At 70.9% G+C, this 13334-nt stretch carries 12 protein-coding genes, 2 tRNA genes and 1 other RNA gene; 6 read left to right on the forward strand and 9 right to left on the reverse strand.

The annotated features are described in order from the left end of the window. Positions 1–4: 4 nt before the first annotated feature. Together QQX02_RS07155 and QQX02_RS07160 are read right to left on the reverse strand one after the other, a co-directional pair. Complete coding sequence (locus QQX02_RS07155; protein WP_301142151.1) at positions 5–1051, reverse strand: aspartate-semialdehyde dehydrogenase; 1047 nt, start codon at positions 1049–1051, stop codon at positions 5–7. Then, positions 1048–2319 carry an aspartate kinase gene (locus QQX02_RS07160; protein ID WP_301142152.1) on the reverse strand — a complete coding sequence of 424 codons (1272 nt, stop codon included), beginning with the start codon at positions 2317–2319 and terminating at the stop codon, positions 1048–1050. The genes QQX02_RS07155 and QQX02_RS07160 overlap by 4 nt, the downstream gene beginning before the upstream one ends. Positions 2320–2584: 265 nt before the next feature. On the opposite strand from QQX02_RS07160, the gene QQX02_RS07165 reads away from it, so the two are divergent. Then, a complete protein-coding gene (locus QQX02_RS07165) occupies positions 2585–4099 on the forward strand; it encodes a carboxylesterase/lipase family protein (protein WP_301142153.1) in 1515 nt (504 codons plus the stop codon). Positions 4100–4105: 6 nt separating this feature from the next. Here QQX02_RS07165 and QQX02_RS07170 read toward each other — a convergent pair whose 3' ends face one another. Further along, positions 4106–4645 (reverse strand): TetR/AcrR family transcriptional regulator, encoded by a 540-nt coding sequence (locus QQX02_RS07170; RefSeq protein WP_301142154.1) that lies wholly within the window; start codon positions 4643–4645, stop codon positions 4106–4108. 194 nt (positions 4646–4839) lie between these two features. On the opposite strand from QQX02_RS07170, the gene QQX02_RS07175 reads away from it, so the two are divergent. Both QQX02_RS07175 and QQX02_RS07180 read left to right on the forward strand, forming a co-directional pair. Next, complete coding sequence (locus QQX02_RS07175) at positions 4840–5778, forward strand: ABC transporter ATP-binding protein (RefSeq protein WP_301142156.1); 939 nt, start codon at positions 4840–4842, stop codon at positions 5776–5778. Next, on the forward strand, positions 5775–7043 hold the full coding sequence (locus tag QQX02_RS07180) for an ABC transporter permease (protein WP_301142158.1): 1269 nt from the start codon (positions 5775–5777) through the stop codon (positions 7041–7043). Before QQX02_RS07175 ends, QQX02_RS07180 begins: the two co-directional genes overlap by 4 nt. 133 nt (positions 7044–7176) lie before the next feature. Here QQX02_RS07180 and recR read toward each other — a convergent pair whose 3' ends face one another. The 4 genes from recR to ffs all read right to left on the reverse strand — a co-directional run bounded on the left by recR (position 7177) and on the right by ffs (position 10822). Next, complete coding sequence (recR, locus tag QQX02_RS07185) at positions 7177–7773, reverse strand: recombination mediator RecR (RefSeq protein WP_301142159.1); 597 nt, start codon at positions 7771–7773, stop codon at positions 7177–7179. A gap of 69 nt (positions 7774–7842) precedes the next feature. Continuing rightward, positions 7843–8457 carry a DNA-3-methyladenine glycosylase gene (locus QQX02_RS07190; RefSeq protein WP_301142160.1) on the reverse strand — a complete coding sequence of 205 codons (615 nt, stop codon included), beginning with the start codon at positions 8455–8457 and terminating at the stop codon, positions 7843–7845. Between the two features lie 24 nt (positions 8458–8481). Continuing rightward, positions 8482–10650: a DNA polymerase III subunit gamma and tau gene (locus QQX02_RS07195; protein WP_436968504.1), complete on the reverse strand. Its 2169-nt coding sequence runs from the start codon at positions 10648–10650 to the stop codon at positions 8482–8484. 75 nt (positions 10651–10725) lie between these two features. Beyond that, an RNA gene (gene ffs / locus QQX02_RS07200) (signal recognition particle sRNA small type) lies at positions 10726–10822 on the reverse strand. A gap of 63 nt (positions 10823–10885) precedes the next feature. Between ffs and QQX02_RS07205 the strand changes: the two genes are divergently transcribed. Continuing rightward, positions 10886–10973: transfer RNA gene (locus QQX02_RS07205), tRNA-Ser, on the forward strand. 31 nt (positions 10974–11004) lie between these two features. Further along, a complete protein-coding gene (locus QQX02_RS07210) occupies positions 11005–11706 on the forward strand; it encodes a LytR C-terminal domain-containing protein (RefSeq protein ID WP_301142162.1) in 702 nt (233 codons plus the stop codon). A gap of 70 nt (positions 11707–11776) precedes the next feature. On the opposite strand, the gene QQX02_RS07215 is transcribed toward QQX02_RS07210, so the two are convergent. Together QQX02_RS07215 and tadA are read right to left on the reverse strand one after the other, a co-directional pair. After that, positions 11777–11867 (reverse strand) — tRNA-Ser (locus QQX02_RS07215). A gap of 61 nt (positions 11868–11928) precedes the next feature. Then, positions 11929–12411, reverse strand: coding sequence for a tRNA adenosine(34) deaminase TadA (gene tadA, locus QQX02_RS07220; protein ID WP_301142163.1), 483 nt, complete (start codon positions 12409–12411; stop codon positions 11929–11931). A 71-nt stretch (positions 12412–12482) separates the two neighbouring features. Between tadA and upp the strand changes: the two genes are divergently transcribed. Beyond that, positions 12483–13124: a uracil phosphoribosyltransferase gene (upp, locus tag QQX02_RS07225; RefSeq protein WP_301142164.1), complete on the forward strand. Its 642-nt coding sequence runs from the start codon at positions 12483–12485 to the stop codon at positions 13122–13124. Positions 13125–13334 lie beyond the last annotated feature (210 nt).

Here is a 13334-nt window from a genome sequence, read left to right on the forward strand (position 1 = left end):
GGTGTCAGGCCTTGGCGGCGGTGATTCGGGCTGCGAGCAGCTCCGCGATCTGCACGGCGTTGAGCGCTGCACCCTTGCGCAGGTTGTCGCCCACGATGAACAGTGCGAGCCCGCGGCCGTCGTCGACCCCGTGGTCCTGGCGGATGCGACCCACGTAGGTGGGGTCCGCTCCGGCGGCCTTGAGCGGAGTGGGGACCTCGTCCACCACCACGCCGGGGGCGTTGTTGAGGATCTCGTACGCGCGCTCGGGGGACAGCGGTGCCGCGAACTCGGCGTTCACGGACAGTGAGTGCCCGGAGTACACCGGGACCCTCACGCACGTGCCGCTCACGCGCAGGTTGGGCAGGCCCAGAATCTTGCGCGACTCGTCGACGAGCTTGCGCTCCTCGACGGTCTCGTTCGAGCCGTCGTCGAGCAGGCCGCCCGCGAGCGGCAGCACGTTGAACGCGATGGTGTCGGTGTAGACCGAGGGCGCAGGGAAGTCCACGGAGCGACCGTCCCTCGCCAGCGCATCGGCCTTGTCCGCGACCGCGCGCACCTGCGAGCCGAGCTCCTCGACCCCCGCGACGCCGGAGCCGGAGACTGCCTGGTAGGTCGAGACGATCAGGCGGGTGAGCCCGGCCTCGGCGTGCAGCGCCTTGAGCGTGGGCATCGCGGCCATGGTGGTGCAGTTGGGGTTCGCGACGATTCCCTTGGGGAGACGATCCAGGGCCTCGGGGTTGACCTCCGAGACCACCAGCGGCACGTCGGGGTCCATGCGCCAGGCGCTCGAGTTGTCCACGACGACGGCGCCCGCCGCAGCGAACTGGGGCGCGTATTCGGTCGACGGGCCCCCGCCGGCGGAGAAGATCGCGATGTCGATGCCGGCGTAGTCGCCCGAGGCGATGTCTTCGACGGTGACGTCCTTGCCGAGGTGCTCGAGGACCTTGCCCGCCGAGCGTGACGACGCGAACAGCCGCACCGTCGCGTCGGGGAAGCGCTCGGCCACGAGCTCGCGCATGACGGTGCCCACCTGTCCGGTGGCACCCACGATGGCAATGGTCAGGGTCATCGTCCGCTCCCTCCGTAGACCACGGCTTCGCCGTCGGTCGAGTCCAGTTCGAATGCGGTGTGGACGGCGCGCACGGCGTCGTCGAGGGTCTCGGACCGGGTCACCACGGAGATGCGGATGTCCGAGGTCGAGATCATCTCGATGTTCACGCCCGCGTCGCGCAGCGCCGCGAAGAACTTGGCGCTGACGCCGGAGTTGGACCGCATGCCGGCGCCGATGAGCGAGATCTTGCCGATGGTGTCGTCCGTGCGCAGCTCGGCGTAGCCGATCGCGTCGCGGTCGGCCTCGATCGCGCTGGTCGCACGCGGGATCGACTCCGCAGGGAGCGTGAAGGAGATGTCGGTGACGCCCGTGACGATCGCGGAGACGTTCTGAACGATCATGTCGATGTTGACGTCGGCGCGCGCCACGGCTTCGAACAGGCGTGCGGCGGAGCCGGGCACGTCCGGCACGCCGATGACCGTGATCTTGGCCTCGGAGCGGTCGTGTGCGACTCCTGCGATGATCGGGTCTTCCATCTCGTCTCCTTCATCAGTGTCCCCCGTCACCCAGGTCCCCTCAAGGCCTGAGAAGGACGAGCGCACGTGGATCGGCACGTCGAATCGCCGCGCGTACTCCACGCACCGCGGCATGAGGACCTTGGCGCCCGAGGCGGCCAGGTCGAGCATCTCGTCGTACGAGACGCGGTCGAGCTTGCGAGCGGACGGCACGATGCGGGGGTCCGCGGTGAACACGCCGTCGACGTCGGTGTAGATCTCGCAGACGTCCGCACCGAGCGCGGCGGCCAGGGCCACGGCGGTGGTGTCAGAGCCGCCCCTGCCGAGCGTGGTGACGTCCTGGGTGTCCGGGTGCAGCCCCTGGAATCCCGCGACGATGGCCACGTCGCCGTCCTCGACCGCCTTCTGCAGGCGCCCGGGAGCCACGTCGATGATGCGGGCGCGGCCGTGGTGCTCGGTGGTGATGACGCCGGCCTGCGGGCCGGTGAACGCCTGCGCGCCCACGCCCATCTCGCGGATCGCCATGGCGAGCAGCGCCATCGAGATGCGCTCGCCGGCAGTGAGGAGGATGTCCATCTCCCGCGGCGCGGGGTCGGTGCTCACCGCGTTGGCGAGGTCGATGAGCTCATCCGTGGTGTCACCCATCGCGCTGACGGCGACCACGACATCGTTCCCCGCGCGACGCGTCTCCACGATGCGGCGCGCTACGCGCTTGAGCGCATCGGCGTCCGAGACGGAGGATCCTCCGTACTTCTGCACCACGAGAGGCATGCGGGAACTCCAGGAGTGTCAGTGTGGGATGCCCGTGCCCGGGCACGGGGCCTCATTCTAGTGAAGCCGCGGGCATTCGCCTATTCGTGCGCCCCTCCCCGACAGTACGAACCATCAGCATCCCGACACTCCGCGAAGAGGCGGCCCCCTGATCGGCGCCAGCGGGGTGTCGCCGCCCGGGTGGGTTCGTACTGTCGGCGGGAGTGGCGGGGCATGGCACCCGAACGGCCGATGCGGGGGCTGAGACCGCGATTAGCATGAGCGGGTGAGCCTCACCGACGATCCGATCGTGACCACCACCGCCGGTCGTCTGCGCGGCCGCTGGCGCTCGCGGACGGATGCGCGCGGGGCGGTGACCCGGTACGCCACGTTCAGGGGCATCCCCTATGCGGCGCCGCCCGTGGGGAGCCTGCGCTTCGCCGCGCCCGCCCCGGCGTCGGGGTGGGACGGCGTGCGTGACGCGGGCGACTTCGGGCCGACGCCGCAACGCGAGTCCCCGTATGACCCGCCGCGCATTCCCGAGCCGTCCATCCCCGGTGAGGACGTGCTGTCCGTCAACATCACGACGCCCGATCCGTCGCCGTCAGCCGGGCTTCCGGTGCTGGTGTGGATCCACGGCGGCGGCTTCGTGGCCGGCTCCCCGGCCAGTCCTTGGTACGTGGGGGAGTCCTTCGCGCGTGACGGCGTCGTCACCGCGACCTTGTCATACCGCCTGGGGTTCGAAGGCTTCGGGTGGATGGAGGACGCCGCTCCCAACCGCGGGGTGCTTGACTGGCTCGCGGGCCTCGAATGGATCCAGCGCCACATCGTGTCGTTCGGCGGCGATCCGAGCCGCGTCACCATCGCCGGCCAGAGCGCCGGTGGCGCCGCCGTCATGCGGTTGCTCACTCTGCCCGCCGCTCAGCCCCTCTTCGCGGGGGCGATGGCGATCTCGCCAGCCGACGCTTCGCCGACTCGGGACCGCGCGCGCCAGGCGGCGAAGGCGGTGGCGCGCTCGCTCGGCGTCTCACCGGACGTGGCGGGCATGAGCGCGGTTGACGAGGTCGCGGTGTTCCACGCCCTCGGCGCAGCCAACCCGCAGCCGGACGATCCGATCGTCGGACTGCTGCCGCGCTCGGCGGAGCCGCTTCCGTTCGCCCCGGTCGTGGACGGCGATCTGGTGCCCCAGTCGGTGACGGAGGGGATCCGTGCCGGCGTGGGCGCGGGCAAGCCCCTCCTGATCGGCTCGACGGCTCACGAGTTCAACGAGGCGCTCACTGGCGCGACGGCCGCCAGGCCAGAGGCGGACGCTGTCGAGCTCCTGCGCGAAGCGGGCGTCCCGCAGGACCTCGCCATCGCCATGGCCGCGCGTGAGCCCGAACGCGGCGCGGACTGGGCGTTGGGCCAGGTGTTCACGGATGCGATCTTCCGTGCGCCCACGGCCGGCTGGGCCGCGCTGCGCGGTGACGGCCCCACGTGGGGCTACGACTTCCGCTGGGAGTCGCGCTCGGATGCCGCCACGGGTGCGGCGCACTGCGTCGACGTGCCGTTCGGCTTCGACATCCTGGATGCCGAGGGCGTGCCTCACGCCGTCGGTGAGGACCCGCCGCAGGCGCTCGCGAACGCAGTACACGCGGACTGGCTGGCGATGGTGCGCTCGGGTGCCGTCGACGCCCCGCGGCATGCGCCCGACCACAGCGCGATCATGTACGGCGCCGACGGCCGCCGACGCATAGCGCCCGCCTATGCTCTCGAGCGGCGGATCTGGTCCGAAGCGCTCGCGCGCCCGCTGCCTGACTGAGCCCTGTCAGGCGGAGGCGTTCGCCACCCAGCGCCCCAAGTGGGTGGCCTCCCGCTCGAGCGGAGACAGATCGTTCAGCGCGTGCGCCAACGCGGCCCCGCCTTCGATCCCCGCGAGGAGGTGGACCGCACGGGCGCGGGCGGCCTCGGCGGCGAAGCCCAGGTCTCCGAAGCGCTCGGCGAGCCAGTCGATGGCCTCCCGGTGCGCCCGGTCGCTGCCGGTCCCGGCCGATGCGGTGGCGAGCAGCGATCCGTGCGCGCAGATCGCGGCGGCGTCGTCCACGTACGCACCCAGAAAGCCGACGAGGGCGTCGGTGGGCTCTGGTCCGAGCGTCGATCGTGCTGACGCGAGGGACTCGGCGACACCGTCTGCCACGGCCTGCGCGACGTCCGCCTTGGTCTTGAAGTAGTAGTACACGGAGCCCTGAGCCACGCCCGCCTCGGTCGCGATCGCGGCCAGAGTGGTGGCCTCCAGGCCGTGTGCGCGGGCCAGAGTGATGGCGGCCTCGGTGAGGCGCTCGCGCTTGTCGCTTGCGGGACGGGGCATGGTGGCTCCTGGGGTCGACGTCACGATGGTGAGAGTGAGTGCGCTCACTAGTATCGGGCGGGGCGCTGCCCTCTGGCTCCCGACACGCGAAGAATCAGGGGTTTCCCTCATACCCGCCGGTGGTGGCCTGTGCCACTGTTGACCCGATGGCACGAGGCGCGTCGACGCGCCATCCCGACTGCTCAAGGAGTGGAATGACCATCATTGACGAGGCGCCCCCGATGACGGGGGCCATCACGGCACGAGGAGTGGAGCGGTCCTTCGGATCGGTCCACGCGGTCGAGTCCGCGACCCTCTCCGTCCCCCACGGCAAGGTGACCGCGCTCATCGGTCCCAACGGAAGTGGGAAGACCACTCTGATGCTCATGCTCTCGGGACTCCTCAGGCCCGACGCTGGCGAGATCACGGTGGCGGGAGCGGACCCCCGCACGGACGCCGCGGCCGTGCGCGCCGCCATCGGCTGGATGCCGGATCAGCTCGGCTCGTGGGACAACCTCACGTGCCTGCAGACTCTTACGCTGATGGGCGAGGCCTACCGGATCCCGCGCACTGCGGCACGGGCCCGCGGTGCCGCACTGCTGGATCGCGTGCACCTGAGCGAGTTCGCGAACCGGCCCGCACGGGTCCTGTCCCGCGGTCAGAAGCAGCGGCTGTCGCTCGCACGAGCGCTCGTGCACGACCCTCAGGTGCTCCTCCTCGATGAGCCGGCCAACGGTCTCGACCCGCGCTCGCGGGTGGACCTGCGACTGCTCGTGCGCGAGCTCGCTGCGGAGGGGCGCGCGGTGCTGGTATCCAGCCACGTGCTCGCCGAGCTCGACGCCATGGTCGACGACGCGATCTTCATGTCGAAGGGCCGCACGCTCGGCGCGGACGCGGCCGCGATGGTCGCCGACGCACGCCTCAAGTACCGCATCGACGCGATCGACCCCGCCGCACTCCACGCGGCCCTCACCGAGGGCGGCGTCGACTTCGAGCCCACCGAGACCGGGGCGATCACACGCATCGCCGACGAAGCGAATGCCGCGCAGGCGCTGGGGTGGCTGGTGCGACACGGGGTGCAGGTCCACCGGTTCGGTCCCGTGGGCTCCGCCCTCGAACAGACCTATATGGCGATGAATGAGGAGCGGCGATGAGCACCGACGTCGAGGAGCAGAACCGAGCGACCCCCCTGAGCGATGTGCCCGTGTCGCCACCTGCCCGCCGGGGCAACCCGTGGCTTCCCACGTTCCGTGGCGTCCGTCTGGTCACCCGCATCGAACTGCGCCGGCGCCGTCCCAGCGCCAAGGGATACGTCTTCTACGGCATCGTGTTCGCGATCGCGGTGGGCATCTGCGTGCTGTCGGCGGTGCTGTCTCCGTCAGAACTGTCGTCGACGAACCTGGAACTCGCGCTGATCCTGATCCTGGGCATCGGCACGCTGATCGCCCCGTCGCTCTCCGCGACCGCCATCAACGGCGACTCCGGGGAGGGCGTGCTCGCGCCGCTGCAGATGACGCACCTGACCGCCGGCGACATCGCCGTCGGCAAGCTGCTGTCCTCCTGGCTGGTGTCGGTGGCCGCGCTGCTCGCGCTGTCGCCGTTCCTGGCGTTCGCGTATCTGAAGTCTGGGTGGCGCCTCGACGAGCTCGCGCTCACCGTGCTCGCGATTCTGTTCGTGGTGCTCGCCTTCACCGCGGTGGGCCTTGCCTGGTCCGCCATCGCCGCCAGGGCGGTGGCGTCCGTGTCCCTCGCCCACCTCACGACCGGATTCTTCGCTATCGGCACCCTGGTGGTCTTCGCGCTGGCGGGCACCCTGGTGACCGACACCGCCACGCAGAGCGATCGGTACATCGATTGGGAGAGTCTGAGTCCCGAACAGTCGGAGGCGCTCGACGAGGCGTACATGACGGGTGACTTCGCCGCGCTCGACCCCGATGACTACCAGTGCGTCGAGCAGGACTGGACGTACGGGGTGACCCAGACCCAGAAGATCGCATGGATCCTGCTTCTCAACCCCGTGGTCATGATCGGCGAGACCGCGCCCATCGTGGACCCCGAGACCTTTGAGCGGGACGGGCGTGCCGCCCCAGGGGCGTTCGCCACGATGCACTCGCTGGTCGCGGGCGCTCGCCTGGGGCCCCTCGACGACGTCAACGACTACCAGGCGTATGACGAGTGTGAGGAGCTGTTCGGCGACGGCCAAGGGGCCGAGGAGCAGACCGAGGAAGAGATGATCGCGGAAATGGAGGCGCAGGACGCGCAGTGGGCGGCCCAAGAGCAGCGGATGGCCAACCTCGACCGCGCGCCATGGCTGGGGCTCGCGGTGATGGGCGCCCTCCTGCTCGGCTCGATGACGGTGGTGATCCAGCGCCTCCGCGTGCCCTACAAGAAGCTCCGCACCGGCACGCGCGTCGCCTAGCCAGCGACCGCATCGGCCGTCGCCTGTGCACTGATGCTCGCCTGAGCGTCAGTGCACAGGCGGCGCCGGGTGCTTCCGCACTGAGCGGGCAGCGGTCGGTCCGTGAGTGTCCCTCCACCGGCCGATGCGCGGGTCAGGTGACGCGACGGCGCCCCTCGAAGGCACGCCCGAGCGTGACCTCGTCCGCGTACTCGAGGTCGCCGCCCACCGGCAGCCCGGAAGCGAGACGCGACACCCCCACGCCCATGGGGACGAGCATGCGAGTGAGGTAGGTCGCGGTCGCCTCGCCCTCGATGTTGGGGTCGGTCGCGATGATGACCTCTTCGATCGCGCCATCCCCCAACCGCGTCAGCAGCTGCCGGATGCGCAGGTCGTCGGGGCCGACGCCGTTCATCGGGTCGATTGCGCCGCCGAGCACGTGATAGCGCCCCCGGTACTCGCGCGTGCGCTCGATCGCGACGACGTCCTTGGGCTCTTCGACCACGCACAGCACGTCGGTGAGGCGGCGAGTGTCGGCGCAGATCCGGCACTGCTCGGACTCGGCCACGTTGCCGCACGTGTCGCAGAATCGCACGCGCTCCTTCACCGTGGTGATCGCCTCTGCGAGACGCTGCACGTCGGTGGCGTCCGTCGCGAGGATGTGGAACGCGATGCGCTGGGCGCTCTTGGGTCCGATCCCGGGGAGGTGCCCGAGCTCGTCGATCAGGTCCTGAACTGCGCCGTCATACATGCGGTCAAGAGTACGGCCGATGCCCGGGCCGGGGATGCGGGGGCGCGCGCGTCCCCGGGGTGCCTTGTCTCACAGGAGGGGTGCGGGAGGCTCGGCTCTGGGGTTGCGCTTGTAGGCCGACACTGTGGGGTCGTTCGCGATCCAGAACCGCCATGGCACGTCTGCTGCCAGTCGGACGCCCACGCGCGGACCGGCGGCGACCACGGAAGGCTCGATGGTCCGCCCGGAGTCGAGCGAGAGCGGTGGGCCGGCGAGGACGTCGGCGGCGCTGAGACCGGTGTCGATGCCGAGTGCTTGCGTCATGCAGGCGGGGCCGCGCGCCAGGCTCCGGTCGGGGACCGTGGTTCCACGGCGCTGGCGGGCCAGTTCGAGGCCGTCCACCACTCGTCCGGCGCGCAGCAGCACCCCGCTGGCCTGACCGGCGGCACCCGTGACGATGTTGGCACACCAGTGCATGCCATAAGAGAGGTACACGTACAGGTGTCCGGCCTCGCCGAACATCACCTGGTTGCGAGCGGTCTGCCCCCGGTGGGCGTGCGACGCCGGGTCAGTCTCGCCCGAATACGCCTCGACCTCGGTGATCTCGACGGTCACGGCTCCGTCGGCAGAGGCGTGGGTCAGTCGCGCGCCCAGCAGGGTCGGGGCGACCTCGTGCGCGGGGCGGGCCAGATCGGATCTCAGCATGGACGAGGGGCGTGACGGGTGCGCCTACTCCTTGATGATGGTGCCGCCGAGCATCTGCTTGACGACATCGGCGCCCGTGAGCTGGGAGTCGGGGGCGGCCTCGTCATCCGGGGAGACCTGCTCGTCGTCCTCATCCCACGGTGGGGGGACGTCGTCGGCGGGAGGGGTGTGGGCCGTCGGCACCTGGTCTGCTCGAGCGCCGCTGCTCGCGGATGCGGGAGTCGGATCCGCCGCCGCGGGTGCCGACGCCACCGCGACGGGCGAGGCGGCGCGAGCGGACGTCGGTGACGCGCTGGCAGGCGTGACCGGTGCGGGACGCGCGGTCGTGTCGGTGACGGACTCGATGCGCACGTGGAGGCCGAGCGTCTCGCGCACTGCCAAGGCGACGTTCTCGGCGTGCGTGCTGCCTGCGAAGCGGCCCGCCAGGGCGGGGTTGTCGAACGCGAGCGTCAGCACGCCGCCCTCGACGGAGGCCACCTGGGCGCTCTGGCTGACCATCGACCAGGTCACTCTGCGGCGCTCGAGAGTCCCCAGCACCTCCGCCCAGCGCCGGCGCACCAGCTCGGTGTCCTCGGCGCCGCCGACCACATCGCCGGTGGAGGCACGCACCGGCTCGGGAGCGGCAGTCGCGGTGGCCGGCGCAGTGGGCTCAGGCGCGCGAGCCGCCGTGTCCTGGCTGGGCGTCGGGTGCTCCGATTCGGTGTCCCCGTGGTCCGTTGGTGAGGTGCTGTCGAGGGGCGCGGCGTCGACCTGCGGCGTGGATGAGTCGACGGGCTCGGGCTCGGGCGCGTTGTCGGCCACGGACGGGGACGACCCATGCGCCTCATCCGGCGCCGGCGCGGTTGTGGGTGCTGGCGCCGCTGCGGGTGCCGACGCTGATGAGGGCGCTGGGGCAGAGGGAGATGCGCTCGACTGTTCGCGCGCAGCCGCGACAGCCGCGCGCGCCTTGGCGGCGCTGCCCGCGGATCCATCGCCGGCGGTGGCCGGTCTTTCGATGGCCGGTGGGGCGCCCGAGGAGGGCTGCTCGCGGCCTCCCTGAGACGACGCTGCGGCGCCGGAGGGTTCGGCGGCGGCCACGGGCGCACCGTTGGCGCCGTGAGCCGCGATCAGGCGGGCGCACAGCAGCTCGAGGTGCAGTCGCGGCGAGGTGGCGCCGATCATGTGCGTGAGGGCGTCGTTGACGAGGTCGCCGGCGAGCGAGCCGCGTCCGAGGCCCAGGCGACGGGCCTGATCCTTCATGCGCTCGAGCTGGTCCGTCGGCACCTCTCCGAGTGACTTGACGCCGTCAGAACCGGCGGCGCACAGGAGGATGAGGTCGCGCAGCCGCTCGAGCAGGTCCTCGACGAACCGGCGCGGCTCGTGACCGGTTCCGATCACGCGGTCGACGACGTCGAACAGCGAGGCGCCGTCGCCAGCGGCGATGGCGTCCACCGCGTCGTCCAGCAGCGTGGCGTCGGTGAAGCCGAGCAGGGCGATGGCTCGCTCGTACGTGACGCCGCCCTCGCCCGAGCCCGCCATCAGCTGGTCGAGCACGGACAGCGAGTCGCGGACCGAGCCGCCGCCGGCGCGCACGACGAGCGGAAGCACTCCCGACTCGACCTCCACCGCCTCCGCCTCGCACAGCTCGCCCAGGTAGCCGGTGAGCACCGACGGGGGCACGAGCCGGAAGGGGTAGTGGTGGGTCCGTGAGCGGATGGTGCCGATCACCTTGTCGGGCTCCGTCGTCGCGAACACGAAGCGGACGTGAGGCGGCGGCTCCTCGACCAGCTTGAGCAGGGCGTTGAAGCCCTGCGTGGTGACCATGTGGGCCTCGTCCAGGATGAAGATCTTGTAGCGGTCGCGGGCAGGCGCGAACGCGGCGCGCTCGCGCAGCTCCCGCGCATCGTCGACGCCGTTGTGGGACGCGGCGTCGATCTCGACCACGTCGACCGAGCCGGCGCCGCCGCGGGCCAGGCCCACGCACGAGTCACACGTGCCGCATGGGGTGTCCGTGGGGCCCTGCTCGCAGTTGAGGCACCGGGCGAGGATGCGGGCCGAGGTGGTCTTTCCGCACCCGCGCGGGCCTGAGAACAGGTAGGCGTGATTGACCTTGTCCGAACGGAGGGCCTGCATGAGCGGCGTGGTGACGTGCTCCTGCCCCACGACGTCGGCGAAGGAGTCGGGGCGGTAGCGGCGATACAGGGCGGTGCTCACTCCACGCACTCTAGTGGCGCGCGGTGACACGCGCATCGGCCCTCCACCGTCAGGACCGCTGGGCGGCCCCGGGCATGAAAGGACCCCCCACGCACCCGACAGAGCCCGCCTGCCCTTGCTGCATTCCTGCCCTGGGGGAGTTCAGCGAGATGACGCCACGTGAGGGGTCGCGAATAGTCTAGCCGCAGACGTTGTTTAGGCGGACCGCCGATGCTCGGGTACCATCGTCGGGCTTGGAGGATTCGCCTAGTGGCCTATGGCGCACGCTTGGAAAGCGTGTTGGGTGCAAGCCCTCAGGGGTTCGAATCCCCTATCCTCCGCCAAGAGTCCGTGCCCATGTCGAGGTGGATGCCCGTGAACCCTGCGCAGACCGGCGGCGACGCCGCTCGCCGCAAGGCCGTGCGTCGGCACCGGCGCGAGCGCCAGTTCGTGGTGTTCGGCATCGCGATGATCGCCCTGGTCACCCTCGCCTTCGCGTCGTTCGCGATCTATCGGGGAGATGTCGAGGGGCCGTTCGACCGGGCCTTCCACACCCCCGCCGGCGAGTTCCAGTCCGACGTCACGCTGGCGTGCGCCCCGTCCGGCGCGATGCCGCTGCCGCCCGAAGAGGTGGTGGTGCGGGTGAACAATGCCGCCGGTATCTCGGGGCTGGCAGGGTCGACGGGCGACACCCTCGAGGGCCGCGGGTTCGTGGTGGTCGATGCGACCAACTGGACGCAGGACTTCGCCGGCACGATCCGCATCCTGTACGGCGCCGAGGGGCTGCAGCACGCGTACACGGTCGCGCTGCACTTCGACGATGTCGAGCTGGTGCTCGACAACCGCCCCGGCATCACCGTCGACATCGTGCTCGGCGAGCAGTTCGGCGAGCAGCCGCAGGTGCGCGAGCTGGACGCTCCGGAGCTCGACCCGACCCTGGCGCTGTCCTCTCGCGGGGAGTGCCTGCCCGTGAATGTGCTGACTGCGCGACCCGCGCCCCGCACCCTTCCCGAGAACCCGCTCGCCGAGGCGAGCCCCTCACCGTCGCCCGAGCCGGAGATCACGGTCGAGGAGTAGGTCGGGCGAGGACTGACACGCACCGACGCGAAGAGCCCGGCTCCCTGAGAGGGAGCCGGGCTCTTGTTCGTGGCGGTGACGGTGGGATTTGAACCCACGGTACGGGGTTACCGTACACAGCATTTCGAGTGCTGCACCTTCGGCCGCTCGGACACGTCACCGCCGCCGAGGATACCCGTCGGAAGCCTTCGAACCCAAATCGCGCATCGGCCGGGTGCGGTGTCAGCGTCTGGCTTCGAAGAAGGCGGAGAGCAAGGACGAGCTCTCCGCGGCCCGCACGCCGGAGACCACCTCGACCTTGGCGCCGATGCGGGCATCGCGCACCAGGTCCCATTGGGAGCCGGTCGCGCCCGCCTTGGCATCCCAGGCGCCGATGACCAGGCGCGGGATGCGCGCGGCGAGCAGAGCGCCCGCGCACATCACGCACGGCTCCAGGGTGACGACGAGGGTGCAGTCGTCGAGGCGCCACGTCCCGCGCGCGGCCGCCGCCTCCCGCAGCGCGAGGACCTCAGCGTGAGCGGTCGGGTCGTGAGCCACCTCGCGGTGATTGAAGCCGCGGCCGATGACGGCGCCGGTCGCGTCGAGCACCACCGCACCCACGGGAACATCTCCGGCGGCCGATGCGCGCTCGGCGAGCGCGAGCGCCTCGCCCATCGCGCCACTCCAGTCGGTGCGGTCCCAGCCGGCACGGTCCCTGTCGCTCACCGTGCCAGGCTACCCGCGCATCGGTCGCCGTCCGCTGGGGGAAGGGCCGCGCGGCCCGGTAAAGTCGAGCCATGCAGCTCCACGTCGCGGACCACCCGCTCATTCGCCACAAGGTCACGGTCCTCCGGGACAAGCAGACTCCGTCGCCCACGTTCCGGCTGCTGGTCGACGAACTGGTGACCCTGCTCGCGTACGAGGCCACGCGGCATGTGCGCGTGACGGAGTGCGAGGTGGAGACGCCGCTCACCTCGACCACCGGCACCAAGATCGCGGACCCCGCGCCGCTGATCGTGCCGATCCTGCGCGCCGGCCTGGGGATGCTCGACGGCATGACCCGACTGATCCCGAGTGCGGAGGTGGGCTTCCTGGGCCTCAAGCGCGACGAGGAGACCCTCGAGGCCATCACGTACGCGAACCGGCTGCCGGACGACCTCACGGGCCGTCAGGTGTTCCTCATCGACCCGATGCTCGCGACCGGCGGCTCGCTGGTCGCGGCCATCGAGTACGCGCTCGAGCGCGGCGCGACGGACGTGACGTGCGTGTGCCTGCTGGCCGCGCCCGAGGGGATCGAGCATGTGCGGGTGTCCCTGGGCGATCGCGCCGACGTCAAGGTCGTCGTGGCGCAGGTCGACGAGCGTCTGAACGAGATGGGCTACATCGTGCCCGGGCTCGGCGACGCGGGCGACCGCCTGTACGGCATCGTCGACCTCTAGACGCGCGGGCTCCGCCGCGTCTCGTCGCGGCCGGTGACCTCGCGGAGACGCTTCGCGTCCGCACCCGCGCCGCTGGGGCGATGTCAGACCCCGGTGAGACGCTGTGAGGGTGACTCAGGACACGCAGATGAGACGCCGTCCCCAGGGACTTCGGGTCCCTGTGGACGACACGCCGCGCTGTCCACAGGCTTTGCACAGGGTTATCCACAC

It is taken from the genome of Demequina muriae (assembly GCF_030418295.1).
Lineage (GTDB): Bacteria > Actinomycetota > Actinomycetes > Actinomycetales > Demequinaceae > Demequina > Demequina muriae.

Coding starts and splice junctions, on each gene's coding strand:
- QQX02_RS07170 (WP_301142154.1), bottom strand. CDS start 4,645: ATGCCCCGTCCCGCAAGCGACAAGCGCGAGCGCCTCACCGAGGCCGCC.
- QQX02_RS07190 (WP_301142160.1), bottom strand. CDS start 8,457: ATGCTGAGATCCGATCTGGCCCGCCCCGCGCACGAGGTCGCCCCGACC.
- recR (WP_301142159.1), bottom strand. CDS start 7,773: ATGTATGACGGCGCAGTTCAGGACCTGATCGACGAGCTCGGGCACCTC.
- QQX02_RS07175 (WP_301142156.1), top strand. CDS start 4,840: ATGACCATCATTGACGAGGCGCCCCCGATGACGGGGGCCATCACGGCA.
- upp (WP_301142164.1), top strand. CDS start 12,483: ATGCAGCTCCACGTCGCGGACCACCCGCTCATTCGCCACAAGGTCACG.
- QQX02_RS07180 (WP_301142158.1), top strand. CDS start 5,775: ATGAGCACCGACGTCGAGGAGCAGAACCGAGCGACCCCCCTGAGCGAT.
- QQX02_RS07160 (WP_301142152.1), bottom strand. CDS start 2,319: ATGCCTCTCGTGGTGCAGAAGTACGGAGGATCCTCCGTCTCGGACGCC.
- QQX02_RS07155 (WP_301142151.1), bottom strand. CDS start 1,051: ATGACCCTGACCATTGCCATCGTGGGTGCCACCGGACAGGTGGGCACC.